This window comes from Fibrobacter sp. UWH6 (assembly GCF_900142465.1).
Taxonomy (GTDB): Bacteria; Fibrobacterota; Fibrobacteria; order Fibrobacterales; family Fibrobacteraceae; genus Fibrobacter.
This window is the reverse complement of sequence record NZ_FRAX01000015.1, coordinates 26000-43860: the sequence shown is the minus strand read 5'-3', so window position 1 is coordinate 43860 and position 17861 is coordinate 26000. Positions and strand designations below refer to the sequence as shown.

At 50.4% G+C, this 17861-nt stretch carries 13 protein-coding genes and 1 tRNA gene; 8 read left to right on the top strand and 6 right to left on the bottom strand.

All coding sequences use genetic code 11. The features are described from left to right. Positions 1-15 precede the first annotated feature (15 nt). A complete protein-coding gene (locus tag BUB73_RS12375) occupies positions 16-597 on the bottom strand; it encodes an ATP-dependent Clp protease proteolytic subunit (RefSeq protein WP_073159761.1) in 582 nt (193 codons plus the stop codon). Positions 598-1079: 482 nt separating this feature from the next. On the opposite strand from BUB73_RS12375, the gene BUB73_RS12370 reads away from it, so the two are divergent. The 4 genes from BUB73_RS12370 (at position 1080) to BUB73_RS12355 (ending at position 3986) form a co-directional block, all read left to right on the top strand. After that, on the top strand, positions 1080-1835 hold the full coding sequence (locus BUB73_RS12370; RefSeq protein ID WP_073236010.1) for a type I 3-dehydroquinate dehydratase: 756 nt from the start codon (positions 1080-1082) through the stop codon (positions 1833-1835). Between the two features lie 112 nt (positions 1836-1947). Beyond that, positions 1948-2412, top strand: coding sequence for a PTS sugar transporter subunit IIA (locus BUB73_RS12365; RefSeq protein ID WP_073159757.1), 465 nt, complete (start codon positions 1948-1950; stop codon positions 2410-2412). Between the two features lie 62 nt (positions 2413-2474). Further along, a tRNA-Val gene (locus tag BUB73_RS12360) sits at positions 2475-2549 on the top strand. A gap of 135 nt (positions 2550-2684) precedes the next feature. Beyond that, positions 2685-3986, top strand: a complete 1302-nt coding sequence (locus tag BUB73_RS12355) for a TolC family protein (RefSeq protein WP_073286252.1) — start codon at positions 2685-2687, stop codon at positions 3984-3986. Here BUB73_RS12355 and BUB73_RS12350 read toward each other — a convergent pair whose 3' ends face one another. Further along, entirely contained in the window at positions 3987-6971 is a 2985-nt protein-coding gene (locus BUB73_RS12350) for a diguanylate cyclase domain-containing protein (RefSeq protein WP_073236019.1), read from the bottom strand. It abuts the gene before it with no gap. Positions 6972-7067: 96 nt separating this feature from the next. Beyond that, positions 7068-8414, bottom strand: a complete 1347-nt coding sequence (locus BUB73_RS12345; RefSeq protein ID WP_073286249.1) for an MATE family efflux transporter — start codon at positions 8412-8414, stop codon at positions 7068-7070. A gap of 234 nt (positions 8415-8648) precedes the next feature. On the opposite strand from BUB73_RS12345, the gene BUB73_RS12340 reads away from it, so the two are divergent. Continuing rightward, complete coding sequence (locus BUB73_RS12340) at positions 8649-9026, top strand: Hsp20/alpha crystallin family protein (protein ID WP_073159749.1); 378 nt, start codon at positions 8649-8651, stop codon at positions 9024-9026. Positions 9027-9360: 334 nt separating this feature from the next. Further along, the gene (locus BUB73_RS12335) at positions 9361-10719 is read left to right on the top strand and encodes a hypothetical protein (protein WP_073286247.1); all 1359 of its coding nucleotides are present in this window, start codon (positions 9361-9363) and stop codon (positions 10717-10719) included. Positions 10720-10796: 77 nt separating this feature from the next. Here BUB73_RS12335 and BUB73_RS12330 read toward each other — a convergent pair whose 3' ends face one another. Both BUB73_RS12330 and glmM read right to left on the bottom strand, forming a co-directional pair. Beyond that, complete coding sequence (locus tag BUB73_RS12330) at positions 10797-11891, bottom strand: MBL fold metallo-hydrolase (RefSeq protein ID WP_073286244.1); 1095 nt, start codon at positions 11889-11891, stop codon at positions 10797-10799. Between the two features lie 280 nt (positions 11892-12171). Next, positions 12172-13512 carry a phosphoglucosamine mutase gene (gene glmM, locus BUB73_RS12325; protein WP_073286242.1) on the bottom strand — a complete coding sequence of 447 codons (1341 nt, stop codon included), beginning with the start codon at positions 13510-13512 and terminating at the stop codon, positions 12172-12174. A 122-nt stretch (positions 13513-13634) separates the two neighbouring features. Between glmM and BUB73_RS12320 the strand changes: the two genes are divergently transcribed. Continuing rightward, positions 13635-14756, top strand: a complete 1122-nt coding sequence (locus BUB73_RS12320; protein ID WP_073286239.1) for a GGDEF domain-containing protein — start codon at positions 13635-13637, stop codon at positions 14754-14756. Beyond that, a complete protein-coding gene (locus tag BUB73_RS12315; RefSeq protein ID WP_073159740.1) occupies positions 14753-15697 on the top strand; it encodes a DHH family phosphoesterase in 945 nt (314 codons plus the stop codon). Before BUB73_RS12320 ends, BUB73_RS12315 begins: the two co-directional genes overlap by 4 nt. 54 nt (positions 15698-15751) lie before the next feature. On the opposite strand, the gene BUB73_RS12310 is transcribed toward BUB73_RS12315, so the two are convergent. Next, a complete protein-coding gene (locus tag BUB73_RS12310; RefSeq protein ID WP_083539767.1) occupies positions 15752-17743 on the bottom strand; it encodes a cellulase family glycosylhydrolase in 1992 nt (663 codons plus the stop codon). Positions 17744-17861: the final 118 nt, after the last annotated feature.

The following is a 17861-nucleotide window of genomic DNA, read 5'->3' as shown; positions in this document are numbered from 1 at the left end:
CTCGCGGGCAATAAATTAAAGCTTGCTTTCGACGATATCAACCAGGCCGTACTTCTTGGCCTCTTCGGCACTCATGAAGTTGTCGCGTTCTGTATCGCGGTCGATTTCTTCGATGGTGTGGCCAGAAGTTTCTGCAAGAATCTTGCCGGTGATGTTACGGATGCGCAGCATTTCTTCGGCCTGAATCTGGATATCGCTTGCGGGGGCAACGATTTCGCCGTGGATCAGGGGCTGGTGAATCATGATGCGGGCATTGGGCCATGCATAGCGCTTGCCCTTGGCACCGGAAGTCAGCAACACGGCACCCATAGAGGCAGCCTGGCCACAGCAAACGGTAACCACATCGCTCTGGATGGCGTTCATGCAGTCATAAATAGCGAGACCACTAGAAATAACGCCACCGGGGCTGTTGATATAAAGAGTAATATCGTCGTGATTCAGGGAATCCAGGTAAAGAAGCTGCTTCACGATACGTTCGGCACTTTCATCATCCACGCCGCCCCAAAGGAAAATGCGACGGTTGTTGGCCAAGTATTCTTCGGCCTTCTTCATCATGTCCGGAGTCTGGGCTTCTTTCTTTTCGTTACAATCTGCCATAAATAGCATCCTTTAATGCAATCTTTTTGTTCAAGGTTAATATTAGCAATTTATATATCGTCAGATTTTTAAGAACTGTCAAAAAGGAGTGAATAGTGAACAGTGAAGGGAGGGTGTCATTCTGAACTCGTTTCAGGATCCCACTGTTTTTAATTATGAATTACGAGATATGAATTGCAAATTATAAAGATAGGCACCACCGACGCGATTATAAAAACTCATATCTCGTATCTCATATCTGGTATCTGATATCTAGATCCTTCGCTTCGCTCAGGATGACAGCCAAGCGCCTGTAGCCTGTTGCCTCATACCTGACACCTAATTCCGGCGCCTCCGACGCGATTATTAAACTCATGGCTCAAAGCTGAACGCTCATGGCTGAACAAGTCGCCTCCGGCGCGATTATCTAGCTCACCGCTCACAACTCATCGCTCATCACTAAAGGCGCCCCCTCCCCCCGCTCCTTTGCTATATTTACGCCCATGACCAGTTCAACCAAGTATCTTGTCGGCCTCATTGGCCCCGCCGCCCTAGAAGCCGCAGAAAAAGACGCCAACCATCCGGTTCGCAAGGATTTTGACCGCTGCACCGCCGTAGAAATCCGTTACGATTTCTTTGAAGAAAGCCAGTGGCCAGGCCTCTCCGCCCGCGTCCGCAAGGTAGCTCCCGGCAAGCTGCAGATCGGCACCATCCGTCTCAAGCACGACGGCGGCACCTTCCCCGATGCCCGCGTGGTAGACCGCATGGAACTGTGGAGCAAGATTCTGGATGCCGCCGAAGTCCCCGAATGGCTGGACCTGGAACGAGACTACCTGGCCAACTACAGCAAGCTGCACGACATGGCCGCCCTCCGCAGGGTCAAGCTGCTCATTTCGGAACACAACTTCGAAAGGGTTCCTAGCGACGCCGAACTGGAAGAATACGCCAAGGAACTGTTGCAGTTCAAGGCACCCGGTCTGAAGATCGCCGCCATGAGCAATTCCGAAAACGACTGCGACCGCCTCTACAAGTTCATCAAGAAGAATTTCAAGAAATTCGAACTTTTCGCCGCCTTCGGCATGGGCGAAACCGGCAAGGTCAGCCGCCTCTGGAGCCTAAAAGAGGGCGCAAATCTGACCTACGGCGCCATCGGAAAGGCCGAAGCACCCGGCCAAATTGATGTCTTGACCATGAAAAACGCCCTGGAAAGCGAAACTGCACTCAACTCGCAGACAGAATTATTGGCTTTTTTACGTTAAAAACGGCAATTTTTAATATTTTCTGACTACATCTGCATTTGGGGACTCCCCAAATGCGATTTTTTTTCTAAAATATCTATTTATAGACATTTACAAAAGGACTAAGGACAATATGCGTCTTTCCGAAAGATTTGTTGACAATTGCATCTTGATCAATTCCGCCAGCACCACCAAGGAAGCTATCCTGAACGAGCTGGTGGACACGCTCTGCAGTGCCTACAAACTGGATCACCGCAACGAAATTTTCGATGCAGTATGGAACCGCGAGCAGAGCCGTTCTACCGGTATCGGTTGCGGACTGGCCGTACCCCACGCCAAGATTGACTACGTGGACCGCATGTGCATGGTGGCAGCCACCATCGAAAACGGTCTGGACTTCGCTTCTTTCGATGGCGAACCGGTCTACCTGATCATCCTCATTGTCAGCCCGGGCAACACCGTTGGCCCCCACCTGAAGGCCCTGTCCTCCGTCAGCCGTCTGCTAGCCGATGGCGGCGTCCGTAAGGATTTGATTGCCTCCAAGACCCCGGCTGAATTCCTGACCATCCTCAAGGCCGCCGAAGATAAGTACCTGTAAGGCAAAACTCATCTTGTCCCTTGACAACCCCAAAAGTTGTTTATATATTTGGCTCACACTTCGGACGGTTAGCTCAGTTGGTTTAGAGCGCTGCTTTCACACGGCAGAGGTCATTGGTTCAAATCCAATACCGTCCACTGAAAAAAGACCTGGCAATACGCCGGGTCTTTTTCTTATTGCCACCATAGCCACACCACTTTTTCTATTTTGTATTCGCCGTTCGCCACGATTGCCCGAGGCAACGAAACCGCCACCTCAGGCATCCAAAGGTCATGATCAACTCGAAAGCATTTTTCTACGGATTTATCGCCAGTGCAACCGCGCTCTGGGCAGCAAACGGCACATGGACCCTCGAAGAATGCCTTGATCAGGCCAAAAAGGCAAGCCTCTCCCTGGAAGCAGCCAAGCTCAGGGAACAGTCCGCCGACATTTCTGTAAGGCAGGCCCAGGCTAGCGGCGGCCCCACTGTCAGCGCAAGCATCGGCAACTCCATTTACGACCGCCCCCTGGCCGCCCACCCCCAGGACCACTACCGTTTTTCTGTAGGCGTTTCCGGCTCCTATACCCTCTGGGATGGCGGATCCTCCAAGCTGAACACCGAAGCGTCTCAGCTGTCCAAGGAAGCCACAGTCCTCGCCACCAAGCAGACCGAGCGTTCCATTCAAGAAAGTGTGCTGAACGCCTACATGAGCCTGCTGGCCGCCCAGGAAAACCTGCGCACCGCCGACGCCTCCGTCGAACTGGCCCAAGCCGAATTTGAAAATTACGGTAAGCTGTACGAAGCGGGCTCCGTCACCAAGAAGGATTTGACCCAGTCCCAGTCCAGCGTTTTGCAGAAACAAGTTTCCCAGCTGACCGCCCAGCTGAATGTCAGCACCGCCAAGACCACCCTGCGCCAGCTTATGGAAGTGGACGCCAGCGACAGCATGAACGTGGTGGCCCTAGAGGCTAACGTTTCTACCCCCGACTCCCTAGAGGCTCTTCCGCCCTACGAACAATTACAGGCAGACGCACGTATTGCGAACCCGGGTCTAAAATCAGACAGTATTTCCGTGAAGGCCGCCAAGAAGAACACCGAAGTGACCGGCAAGAATAGCTCCATTACCGTCACTCTGGGCGCAAGCTCCACAACAGGATTTACAGGTTTTGAGTCAGACCAGTACGGCAAACAGATGAAGGAAGGCTGGACAAACACGCTTTCCCTGAACATCAATATTCCCATCATCGATAACGGCTCCACCGAAAACAAGGTGCTGCAGGCCCAGGTGAACGAAGCCTCTTCCCAGGTAGCCCTCCAGGAATCCGCAAAAAATCTGGAGAACAACATCGAGAAGCTGTACATCAACGCCATGAGTGCCGATATGCAGTGGAAGGCCGCCAGCCTCCAGGTCGATGCCGAAACAGAAGCCCTGGCCGTCGCCGAAGAACAGCGCAACGCAGGCGCCCTCACTTATACCGATTATCTTTCCCAGAAAAACAACTTGGAAAAAGCCAAGGTCACCTTGACCAACGCCAAGTACACAAGCCTTCTGGCCCGCAAGCTCCTGGAACTTTACCAGGGCAAGCTGGACTAATTACTGGCGAACAGAAAGTCTGGAACGACCGTTTTCCTTAGACTTGTACAGAAGCTTATCAGCAGACTGATACAGTTCATTGAAGGTGTTCATCTCTTCGTTAGAGATAATGGCACCCATAGAAAGGCTGGTTCCCTTTGCAGCCATCTTCAAGGTCATGTTGATCTTATCGAAAATCTGCTGGGCGCGTTCATACATAAATTCATCGGAGCTTTCTTTCTTAAAGAACAGGGCTGCCGCAAATTCATCGCCGCCCATACGTCCGGCAATGTCATCTCGACGCAAGGAAGAAAGCAAGGTCTGACCGATAAGATTCAGGAACTCGTCACCGGCGACATGGCCATAGGTGTCGTTGTATTCCTTGAATTTGTCTACATCCAGCATCAACAGCATCACCTTGCACTTGCCTTCCAGCAACTTGAATTCCGTATCACTCTTGAAGGCGTTTCGGGTCAACAGGCCGGTCAGGGAATCCCTGCGGTAAGCATTTTCCCACTGAGCCTGCTGACGGCGAACCTTGTTACGTTCCATGTCAGCCATGATACGCAAAGTATAGGTGTCCGCCACATCGGCCACAATGACCTCGGCACGACCGGACCTGGTGGCAGAATCAAAATAACGACGACCGTAGCACAGCACGTAAATAACAGAACCGTCCTTACGCATGATACGATGTTCAAAGAACGCACTGGGATTCTTGCCAAGCGCTTCTGTAATCTGGCAGACATATTCGGTACGGTCTTCAGGCGGCAGCAAGTCCGTCTGGTTCATGCGATTCTTTTGAATATCCAACGCACTAAATCCAGTTAGACGTTCAAAGTCCTTGTCAAAATCAATAATGTTATTCTGCTCGTCCAGGGTATAGCGGACATAGCGCAGGTTATGCACACTATGGAAGGAATTGGCAGAACTTGCACCTTGAGTCAATTCATCCCTGACCACTTCACGGACTTCTTCGGAAACCGCCTCGGCCACTTCCGAAGCCTTGGAAGGCAGCGCCTCGATCATCTGGATGAATTCAGAAACAATGTTGGGGTCGAACTGAGTACCGGCGCAGCGCTTCAGTTCCTCGATAGCCACATCCTGAGGCAGGGCCTTACGATAGGCACGGGTATTCACCATGGCATCAAAGGCATCCACCACCGCAATAATTCTAGAAAGCAGGGGGATCGATTCGCGGGCCAGACCATCCGGGTAACCGGCACCATCCCAACGTTCATGATGGTGCAAAATCATATCGGCGATACCGCAAAGTTCCGGAGAACTCTGGGCAATCTGATAACCCTTCACCGGATGAGTTCGCAGAGTATCCCATTCTTCGGCAGTCAGCTTGCCGGGCTTGTTCAAAATTTCAAGGGGAACACCGATCTTGCCAATATCATGCAGGAGGCACAGCAGGGAAAGGTCGCTCAACTGCACGTCGTTCAGGCCGATACGGCGGCCAAGTTCCGCGCCCATCAGCTGAGTTCTGCGGACATGTTCCTCGGTATCGTTGTCACTTTCCTGCAGGGCCTGCACCAGGGAATTCAGGATTACGGAATGGTTGGATTCCTTACACAGCAGTTTTTTCTGCTTAAGTCCCTTTATGGCAAGACCTATGCCTTCCAGCATATTGTCGGAACTTCTACATACGCTGACACCATACTGGATTTTAGGTTCAAACTTTTCTTCCAGCGCCTTCAAGGAGTCAACAACTATTTCTTCGGACCCACCGGCGCAGAATGCAATGAGAATAGCATCTTGACCGCGAACAAAATAGGCATCATCCGGGAAATAGTTACGCATCAAGTCTGCCAGTTCCTTAATGCAACGGTCACCGGCATGCCGGCCCTTAGAGCCGTTAATAAACGACAAGCCCATAATGTCGCAGGCAAGAACAACCAGGTCTCCGCGAGCAACGTCCTTGTTTTCTTCGGAATAGAAAACGAAATCATCCCAGTTATGGAAACCGGTCAGAGGATCCGTCGCGAGAACCGCATTGGAGAACATGAACAGTCGGCCAATGATGCGGCCACGCTTATTACGCAACGTTCTAAAGTCGCAACGCAGAGGCTTCTTGCCGGCATCTGTTTCGGCATAGCACTGCACCACGTAATTCTCGTAATTGTCCTTGATGTTCACGCCGCACATATCGGTGAATTCACGCAGCGGCAGCATATCCCTAAATTTAAGCCTAGGGAACTGCTTATACACCATATCGTTGTAGAGAATCAGACGGTTTTCGTAATCAAACAGCATGAGTCCCTGGTCGATATTCTCGAAGACACTCATCTTGAACAGATTTGTCATGCCCTTGATAGAATACTGGAAGCAGGCCCAATAGAACGCATAGGCGCCAATGCTATAGCCAAGAATGGAATAATCAAGGAAGTTGTACTTGGAAAGACCCGGCAGGAACAGGAATACGGCATTGATCGCCACAATGGAAACTACACCTGCGACGGCATAAAGGAACTGCCTCTTATATTCCAGGGGAACACTGACCAACTTATAAAGCAAGAAGTAAACGCAAGTCGCCACCATGGCGTAGCAGAAAAACAGATGCACGTAGAAAAGGCCATGCATGTTATAGCTGTACTTGGCGAATTCCGTTGCACGGGGAACATAGCTTATGGCGATTTCACAGAAGGGATTAATGGCAAAGACAATGATATCGACAAGAATAATGAAATGGGCGGCCATGAAATGCCCCCTACCAACAGCCGAGTTCCTAAACTTGCAAAAATCACGAATGAACATCACGAGGCAGAGCAGCATGATGTCGATACACACGAAATAGACGCTGGACAGGCAGGAATATACGAAGTAATCGTCAACAAGAACGCTAACCAGATAGCTCAAGTCCACAAAGGCGCAGCCAACACAGGTCGCACCCAAGGCCTTCCCCTGAACGCCACCCTTTCTAAAAGAGACAATGGCCAGGAGAGAATCCAACACCGCAATAAACAGCGAGGCAACAATATATCCAATCAGGAAATTAGACAAAAAAACTCCGCAAAACAAAAATCACCCAATTTATAAGTATAAAAATAAAATCTCGTGGCAAAAAATGCGTTTACCACAATGGGAAATTTTTGTGTTTTAATTCTGTTTCTGGCGGCGGCGACGTTCTAACCAAGCGTAGACTGTGACGCAAATCACAACCGATAGGAAGGACCCCGACAAAGTGGCGATTCCCATAGGGAACAGGGTATCCGGATACCAGACCGAAGCGAGGTAGGCTCCGGGCACCCTGAGAGTCACAATGGACACGGCATTGTGAATAAACGAAACAAGCGAAAGCCCGCAGGCACAGAAGTATCCGCTGAAGCAGAAATGAATTCCCGCCACCATGCAGTCAAAAACGTAAGCGTGCAGATACTGGGCCCCAAACTTTACAACCTGGAGGTCATCGGTAAATAGGGCAAGGACCGGTTCCGAAACGAACTGGAAGAGGATTCCGCAGACCAGGCCAAAACCGGCAGCGATACCGATGCCGCAATACAACGTCTGTCGGGCACGATCATAACGGTCGGCACCGATGCACTGGGCGCTAATGGCAGAAACCGTAGAGAGCATGGCCGACGGCACCAAAAACAGGAAGCAGATTATCTTTTCGACGACCCCCACCGCCGCGGCAATTTCAAGGCCGCGGGAGTTGGCAATCAGCGTAATAAACAGGAACGAAATCTGGATAAAGCCTTCCTGGCAGGCCACGGGGAATCCGATTTTCAGCAAGGACCACATAAGCGCCTTGTTCAGGCGGAAATCCCGTCGGCACAGCCCCACCCCAAAACGTACCCGTTCAAGCCGGATAGCCGCAAGGGTAACGACCACACAGAACAGCTGGGAAAACACCGTGGCAAGCGCAGCCCCAGTCGGCCCCATTCCCAGAGGCCCGACAAAAAGGTAATCCAGCGCAATATTCACCACGCAGGAAGCCGTCACAAAATACATGGGGCTCTTGGTATCGCCTAGACCGCGGAAAGCGGCGGCAATGACATTATAGGCCGTAATAAAGGGAACGCCCAGAAAACATATAACCAGGTAACGGACTGTTCCGGACACAGCCTCTGCAGGCGTCGAAAGCAACGAGACAATCTGGGGAGCCGTCGCCAGGAGCACCGCCGTAAACAGGATGGCCACCACAGCAAAGATCACCACCGTATTTCCGAGAATCCGGCTAAGGCTCCTATGACGCTTCGCCCCCACGGCTTGCCCCATAAGGACCGTCGCCCCCATGGTAAGCCCAATAAGAATTACCGTCACGAAATGCATGACCTGACTGCCAACAGCCACAGCCGTAATCCCCGCCGCATCGGTAAACTGACCGATAATGAACAGGTCCGCCATGCCGTAAAGGGTCTGCAAAAAGTTCGCAATCAAGAACGGGACCGAGAAAAGTCCGATGTTCTTTAGGATATTTCCTTCGTATAGATTGCGCGGCATAGGGGGTAATTTAGAAATTAAACGACCGATGTTGCAGGGTTGAAACACCATACGTTTCGGGATGAAATGAGTTTTATGGGGAACGCAGACAAAAAACGCATACTATAAAAAATTCGCCCAAAAGAACCGCTTTTTAAAAAGTTGGCACGGCCTTTGCAATAGGCAGGGTGTAAAAACAAAAAGAAACCCACGGCGAGTGCCGAAGGGCAAAAAAATTAAAAAAGAGGTAAAATCATGATCAATGCAAACGTTATCCCCACCGCTTTCTATGGCATCCAGAACTTCCTGGACAGCTTGAACGCCGCCAACGCCCAGGGCGAATGCAACTACTCTCCCAAGGCAGACTACTACGAAGTCGAGAATGGTTTCATGCTGGAAGTGGAACTGCCGGGCGTCAAGAAGGAAGACATCGACATCCAGGTAGAAAAGAACATCATCACCGTCAAGGCTTCCCGCACCCGCAAGGAAACCAAGACCACCTACGAACGTAGCTTCCGCCTGGCCGACGATATCGACTGCGAAAACATCAAGGTCGCCCTGGAAAACGGCATCCTGGCATTCTCCCTGGTGAAAAAGCAGCAGGCCGCCGCCCGCAAGCTCACCGTGGCCTAGGCCATAAAAAACAGCTCTTTATCTTCATTCGTACTCCTCCAATCCACCAAGAGGTTCCTCCCCAGAGGAACCTCTTTATGCATTAAATTGGCCTTTTTGCGTTTTTTTCGCGATATTTCGCCCTTTACAACATTTAACAACACCATTTATTCCGAATTGGAACATTTGCGAAGTTTTGGGCATAGATTTAAGCTGGTTTGGGGCGCTTTGCGCTTGGACATATTGTCCATAAAAAGGAAGTGTTCCTTATAGGAATAATCCACCTTTTTGAATAGATATAAATAGAGCGTATTACGGGCATTGAGTTCGTTGTACGATTTATAAAGGAGTAGTTATGAAAAAGAAGTTCGGTCTGGCCTGCGCAACATTGGTCGCCATGTCCCTAATGGCCTGCAGCGAAGACTCTACCAACACCATCACAAACACCGAAAGTCTGCTGGCCTCCAGCGCCTCCGTCGGTGAAGAACTGGGTGGCGATCCGGCCTTGAACCCCGATGTCAACCCGGACGTCCCCGGCGAAGAAGTTGGCTCCGGCAACGAAAATGTCGATCCCGGCATCCCCGGTGAAGAAGTTAATCCCGGTGAAAATGTCAATCCTGGCGTTCCCGGCGAAGAAGTTGTGCCCGGTGGAGAAGTTGTTCCTGGCGAGCCCGGCGAAGAAGTGAACCCCGGCATCCCTGGCGAGGAACCCAACCCGACAAGCTCCAATAGCGATCCCACTCCCGCCAGCTCCGATAGCGAACCTGTAATCGAAAGTTCCAGCGAAGTCGCCCTGGGCCCCACCGAAAAGACTTATGCATTTGGCTATGCCCTAAAGAACGCTCCGCGCCCCTCCAAAGGCTGCGGCAAGAATTCTACCTTGGTGAAGACCAAGAGCGTTGAAAACGGTGACCGTTTCGAAATGAACATCAACGGCGAAAACCGCGAATATTTCATTACCCTGCCGTCTAACTACGACAACAAAAAGCCATACAAGTTGCTCTTCGCAATGCATTGCATGGGCTCCAATGCAGAAGATTTCGTTCATCACTTCGCAGATCAGGACCATCCGTCTCCCTACTACGGTCAGCAGAAACTGGACACCGAAGGAAACTACATCTTCGTAGCTCCCCGCGGTGACACCGATGGCATGCCCTGGAGCATGTACAGCGACAAGGACCACAAGTTCTTCGACAAGCTCCTCACCACCATGGAAGACAACTACTGTATCGATACCTCCCGCGTGTTTGTCACCGGCTTTAGCTTCGGTTCCATGTACAGCTACTCCCTGGCAGAAGAATTCCAGGAAAGAGTCCGTGCTGTGGTTACCTACGCTGTAGCAGACTACAACATTTACGAACCCCACAAGAGCGGAACTGAAAAGCAGCTGCCCATCGCCTGGATGAATGTTCACGGCAAGAACGACGGCACCTGCCCCTACAACACCGCCCTCACAAGCGCACTGCCCCGCGTTCTCAAGAAGAACGGCAAGGCATCTGACGGTGATAGCAAATTCACTGACGCCAGTTCCGAAAAACCCCAGGAAGTGGGCGGTTCCGGTCACCTCTGCTATGACTTCAAGCAGGTCGATGAACGTTTCCCTGTGAAGTGGTGCAGCTGGAACGGTTCCCATCAGTGGACTGCTTTCGACAATGGCAGCTGGCAGAACACCTGGGTACCTGAAGAAGTCCACAAGTTCTTTGAACAGTTCTAAAGAATCTTAAATCCTCTCTCATTTAAAAAGGATTCCCTGTTTGTTGCAGGGAATCCTTTTTTATTCAATCCTTTCGATTATTCAAGATAGAGGACTTCGCCCAACTGGGGCATCAGAACAGGTTTGCCGGATTCGCTGGCAGCCTGCTTCGCGTTTTCCAGAGGTTCCCGGTAATCGTGTTTCGACAGGGCGAATCGGGAATGATGAACGGTCAGATAGCGGTTGGCGTTCAGTTCCTTCATTTCCTGACCTAGATATTTAGGCATGGTATGTATGAAGGCCCAGTCAGGATTGTACTGACCGTTTTCAAGAACAGCCAAGTCGATATCCTTGAACTTTTCGCCTATGGTCTTGAAATGGGAACCGTAACCGGAGTCACCGCTGATCCATACGTTACGTTTAGGCGTCTTGAAATAGAAAGAAGACCAGAGGGTTCTATTCTGATGGAGTTCGCGACCGGAGAAATGTCGGGCCGGCGTAGAGACGACCTTAAAAATGCGGTCATTACCAGAGACGTCCTTTTCCTGATGCAAGACGGAATCTTCCCACCAGTCTAGTTCAATCAGCTTTTCCTTTGGATAACCCCAATATTCAAAATGTTCACCCACCCCAAGGCCAGTAATGACCTTGCCTACTTTAGGTTCCAACTCGACAACGGCCTCGTAATCCAGGTGATCCCAGTGATCATGGCTAATGACCAGATAATCGATGAAGGGGAAATCCTTGGGTTTATACACATCGGTACCCTTGAACATCTTATTGACAAAGCTAACCGGGGAGCCCGCATACAGAACAGGGTCTACCAGGACTTTCTTGCCAGAAAGGTTCATCAGGTAACTGGAATGCCCGAACCATACCAACCAATCCTTGTCGGCAGGGAGCGCCTTCAAGTCCGTGCGGATAACGGTCAACGAATCACCCTTGGCAGGGGCGATCTGCACGCCGGAATTGTCAAAGAGGAATTCCTTCCATACCTGCAGTTTGCTTTTCTTGTAAATCAAGTTGACGGTGGTATCAAGATTCACAAACTGTTCGCCGTTGTAATTCGGCGACTGTTTGATACGGGCAAGGCGTTCCCCCTGAGGCAGGCGGCCAAAACTTTTCTGACTTAAGAACAACACACCGGCATCCCCCAGCAAGAATAGGATTGAAAGAATTATGGCGGTAAGCATATATCTCTTTTTTGAAATGAGGTTACTAAAACATAATTCTAAACAAGTTTAGTAACCAAAATTTTAGTTTGTACGTATAAAATTAATCAATTTGACATTTTCTATTGAGAAATACGGTTACCAAACAATAGTAAAAAAGTCATTTAGTAACCTCTAAAACAAGATTTCAGCAAGAAGTAAATTACTTTGTATAGAAAACGGGTTACTAAATCGAGGTTTTAGCCTCATTTAGTAACCCGTTTGAGCAATTCTGTCCGTAAGTGGCAAGCAATTGTGGCGTTTAGATGAGCTTTTCCACCTTAGAGCAGAGGGCTTCAGCCTCTTCCGCCGTGGGGGCTTCGGCAATCACGCGGATCACAGGTTCAGTGTTGCTTGCGCGAACATGAACCCAGGACTTTTCAGAACCCAGCCAGAGGCCGTCGCGTTCATCCATGGTCCAGCCGGCGAATTCAGCCTTCACCTTGGGCAGGATTTCAGCAACGCTCTTGTCGCCCAGTTCAAACTTTTTCTTGGGCATGGAGTAAGCCGGATTTTCTGCAACGAACTTTTCGGGACCGCCATCGTGGTGAGCCATCCAGCTCAAGACCAGGGCTGCTGCCACCAGGGAATCGCGACCATAATGGAGGGCCGGCAGAATCACGCCGCCGTTACCTTCACCACCGATAACGCAACCGTTTTCGATCATCTGCAGGCTAACATTGATTTCACCCACCTTGGCACGGCTGAATTCACAACCGTACTTGGTAGCCACATCTTCGTTCATGCGGCTGGTAGAGAGGTTCACGCAGACGGAGCCCTTCTTCTGGGAAAGGACTTCTTCGGTAGCAATGGCGAGAGTGTATTCTTCACCGATGCTGCGGCCAAGGCCATCCACCAGGGCGCAGCGGTCTGCATCCGGGTCTACGGCAAAGCCAACAGCACATCCGTTTGCCTTTACAGCTTCGCGAAGGTCGCCCAGATTTTCGGGCAGAGGTTCTGCACCGCGGGGGAAAGTTCCGTCAGGTTCGCAGTGTACGCGAACCACTTCGCAGCCCAACTGTTCCAGCAAGCGGGGCACGATGTAAGAACCGGCACCGTTCACGGCATCAACGGCCACCTTGAACTTCTTGGCCTTGATGGCTTCAACGTCCACAAAGGGGATGCCCAGGGTACCATCGATGTGGATACCGTCTGCATCGGGAGCCACTTCGTACTTGCCCATGGTGCGGTAGTCAGGGTAGCTGAACTGATTGGCGTCGGCCAATTCAAACAGTTTCTTCACATCATCGGGACCCAGGAAGAGGCCCTTGTTGTTCAGGAACTTCAGGGCGTTCCATTCCAGGGGATTGTGGCTAGCGGTAATGATGATACCTGCATCGGCCTTAAAATGGGTAGTCAAAATTTCCACGGAAGGAGTCGTAGAAAGGCCAACATCGACCACGTCTACACCGGAAAGACGGCAAATTCCTGCCACATACTGCACAATGGCATCGCCAGTGGGACGGCTATCGCGACCGATGACAATACGCTTGGCCTGGGTAATTTCCAAAAAAGCACGAACATGGCTCTGCAAAACCTGGGGGGTAAGGGTATCGCCCACAATACCGCGAATACCCGAAATAGAACGCATCAACTTAGACATATTAAACTCCAATTTGGAACTGCAGAAAATATAAATTTTTCATACAAAAATCAGTCCATCAAGTAAACCACAGATTAGATATTATTATAATTTTAGAAAGGGTTGGGAAAAAAGGGTACTTAATGGAATCACCTATTGACATCCGAATGGCGCTAGGAACCGATATTATCGGTATGGTTCTGGTGATTATCATGATCATCGGCAACATTTGGCGTCTCCGTTTGAAAAGCAAGGAAAGTAAGCTGCTGATTGCCATGCTTGCTACCTGTTTTTCGTGCTGTCTTGCAGACCTGCTCTCCTTTGCAACAGACGGCATGGGAGGCCCCCACGCCAGATTAATCGTCTTCCACATGAATAGTTGGCTTTACGCCTCCAACTTCCTTTGCGCCCTCAGCTGGTTTGTCTTCCTCCAGGAACACTTCAAGGTGGAACTGGGTAGCCTGCAACGCAAGAGCATGCTGATTACCATCATCACTCTTCCCGCCATGCTGGTGATCAATACGATCCATCCTTTTATCTATGATGTTGATGCCCAGGGTGTCTATATCCGCAAATTCGGCTACTGGATCTATATCTGCGTCAACTACAGTATCATTCTAAATTCCCTGTCCATCTACTACCTCAATTATAGGCAAGATGGCACCATCCGCTTCTTCCCCATTTGGCTTTATGCAATTCCCATCTTTGTGGCAACCGTAATCCAGTCCCTTTTCTACGGCGTATCTATCATGGCGCCCAGTTTCGCAGTCGCTATCGCAGGCGCCTTTACAAGCCTGCAGAATGAACGAGTCTTCCGCGATCACCTGACCGGTCTCTTCAACCGTCCGTTCCTAGATTACGTACTAAATCTGTATTCCCAGAAGGGACGCAAGGCGACAGGCATTATGATCAGCCTCTGCGAATTTGAAGAGATCAACGACAGATTGGGGCACAAGGGCGGAGACGAAGTCTTATGCAAAACTGCAGAAATCATCCATGACTCTGTCGGACAGTGGGGATCTATCCTACGTTATGCCGGCGACGAATTCATCATCATGGTGGATTCTCAGGAAGAAATGCATATTTCAAACTGCATTGAAAAACTCAAGATGAACTTCGACAAGTTCAACCGAGAAAACACGACGCCCTACAAGATCAAGGCCGCCATCGGCTTTAAGAAACACGAAGCCAGCAAGGAAACCGTAGACGACTTCCTGGACGGTCTGAAGATTTCTGTAAAGGCAGCAAAAAAGGAACTGACATGACCATCGACGAAATGCTTTCCCAGGCGAATACCGTAGCCATTTTTGGACATGTTCGCCCAGACGGAGACTGCATTGGCTCAACCCTCGGCCTCTTCAATTACATCAAGGACAACTATCCGCAAATCAGCGCCACGGTTTTTGTCGAAGGTTTTCCGGAAAGCTATCGCCTTTTAAGCGGGTCCGACCAGACGCTGCCAGAATACGACGGCCGTGACGTGGATTTGGCATTCCTGCTGGACACCCCCAGTTTTGAACGTTGTGGAGCCAAGGGCGCAGAGTGCCTAGCCAAGGCCAAGTTTACCTGCAACATTGACCACCACATTAGTAACCCGCTAAACCTCTGCAACGTGAACATCGTGGAACCCGAAGCCAGTTCCGCCAGCGAGGTTCTGTTCTATCAGCTAGACAAGAATAAGATCAGCAAGAACGCCGCCAACTGCATGTACCTCGGTGTCGTCCACGATACCGGAGCCTTCAAATTCAGCTGCACCAGCAAGCGCACCATGAACGCCGTTGGAGACTTCATCGACAAGGGTTGCGACTTTGCAAAGATTGTCAACGAGACTTATTATACCCGTAGCTACAAGCAAACCCTGATTACAGGTTTCGCCCTAGAAAAATCCAAACTGGCCTTGGACGGTAAAGTCGTTTACTCTTACGTCACTCCCGCCGACATGGAACGCTACGATGTGAAGCCCTTTGAAATGGGAACCGTAGTAGACACCCTCCGCGAAGTCAGTGGAACCGAAGTCACCGTCTTCCTCTACCCCGTCAACGGCAAATACAAGATCAGTCTTCGTTCCAATTACTATGTCGATGTCAACAAGGTCGTCAGCACCTTTGGCGGTGGCGGCCATGTCCGCGCTGCAGGTGGCGACACAGAATTGCCTCCCGAAGAAGCAATCAACCAAATCATCGACCTGATCAAGGAACAGCTTTAAACCAAAATGACCCCGCATTACTGCGGGGCCGGTGGGTTGTAGGAGTGAAACTTCTTACTTCTTTACTGATATCCGCAGAGCCTTGCCTCTAGCGGATTTCATAATATAGACTCCGGACTTACGAGCCTGCAGACTGGCAGTAGCGTAAGCCTCGCCCAGATTTGCAGCCATGAATTGTCCAACTCGGTTGCCCTGCATATCGAACAGGGTGTAAGCCTCTCTACCATTATCCAGACGCAGGTTCATTTCCTTCAGGCTTTCAATGGAATCTTGTTCCACAATTTCCTGGGGAATTTCGCCCAGCATAAACCAGTCAATATTGGCGTAGCTTCCGGTAATGGCCAACTTGATTATATGTTCCCCGACAGTTAGCGTAACCTTTCCTGCGTCCACATTTTCATAGACATCCCACTTGTTGTCTGCAGTTTGGGGAATGGCGACGGTATCAGTCACAGCCTTGCCATCGACAAAGAGCTGCACACTTCCGCTGGTGCCGCCGGCAGCGGCACGGATCGTTAGCGGGTATTCGCCATCGGCATCCACATCCACCGTATATTCCAGCCATTCACCGGCAATGGTATAACCGACAACATAATTACCTTCTTCAATTTCTTCCAGGTCTACACCGTCTTCGCGATAGACGTTGCCCTTGTTCTCGTCATCGGCATCATAATAGGAAGTATTGTTTTCGCCAGAGCCGTTCACATCGTAGTTTTCAGCCTGGATCTTTCCGGGGAGCTTGATAGCCTCGGAGCCAAAAGGCTTCTGGGGAATAATGGGTGTCACGTAAATACGGTAGGCGTTATAGACATTGGTAATCTTGATGGGAACCGTAATCTTTCCGTTGCTTACGGTATATTCCTTGCTGGATTCCGGAGTCGTCGAGGGAACGGCGGTATCCTTATCTTTCCAGGTCACATATTCCACAGCCACATTCACCTTGCTTCCGAAAGCGGCAGGGACACCGGCAATATCCACGGTTACATCGCCGAGGGTATTTCCACCTACAACGATGCTGGCAAAATTTTTCTTCACGTCGACAGCGGCAAATCCATCCACGCCATCGCTCTTGTCGTTAGGAGGAGTCACCTTGGCCATATAGCCACTCATGTCGCCATACCACTTGTACAGATGCCAGCCACCACCGCGTTCGTTCTTGGCGGTAAGCAAGCTTCCCAGACGACCCGGCAAGTTGGTGAACCACCAGGAAATCATGGCACTTTCTACACCATGGCGTTCAAACTTCGCGATGAAGGGAACAGAAACACCCGGGCATCCTTCTTCCAGATGTTCATTGGAAGAGTATTCATTGATACTGATTGCACGAGGAGTAACGTTATACTTTTTTTCCAGATTGCGGTAATTCTCGATCGCTCCAGCCAAGCCTTCAGAACCCCACTGATGCCAGCTAATCACATCGGGCATACAGTTGTTGGCGGAACAGTACTTCACGAATTCTTCCATCTTGGAAGCGTTATACCAAGAGTAAGAAGGTCCCACAATCCTTTCTTTGGGATCCAGCTGACGGAGCAAATCATAAGTCTGCTTCCACAAACCCGAATTAAAGTCAATGGTAGTGGATTTCCAGGTATCGTTAGGTTCGTTCCAGATTTCGTAACCGTCAAAATTCTGAACTTCAGAGGCCTTCTTGTCGTTCACCACGGCGGTCACTTCCTGCTTCCAGGAATTCATATCCTTGAACCGATAGGGCCAACCAGGCAAAATGTCCGCCAGGCGGATCTGCACCTTTCCCGTGGTGTTCTTAATACGGGGAGACACCAGGAACGCGCCTCCAATGGGCTGCTGACGTCCCTGTCCGCTGCGGGCAGGAGCCAGGAAGACGTTGGGCTTCAGGGGAGCCACATCCTTGTCGATATCCAGCGGATATGTTTCAGTTAGACCGTAAAGGGAGCCCGTGGCCACATGGGTCACGGGTCTTATGCTATCCCCCAAATTCACAGAAAGAGAAGTAGCCGCACTTGCCACCCCCATGCCGGCGAAAGCCACAACCGCCAACGCACCCTTTACAGAAAAACGCAATCCCATACATCCTCTTTTTTTACGTTTCGTTATAGTCTAAACATAAATTTCAAGCCCCCCTATAACCATTACCTCTCCAAAAACACTTTTGCAGTTTTTGCAAAAACCAAACCTCACATCCATC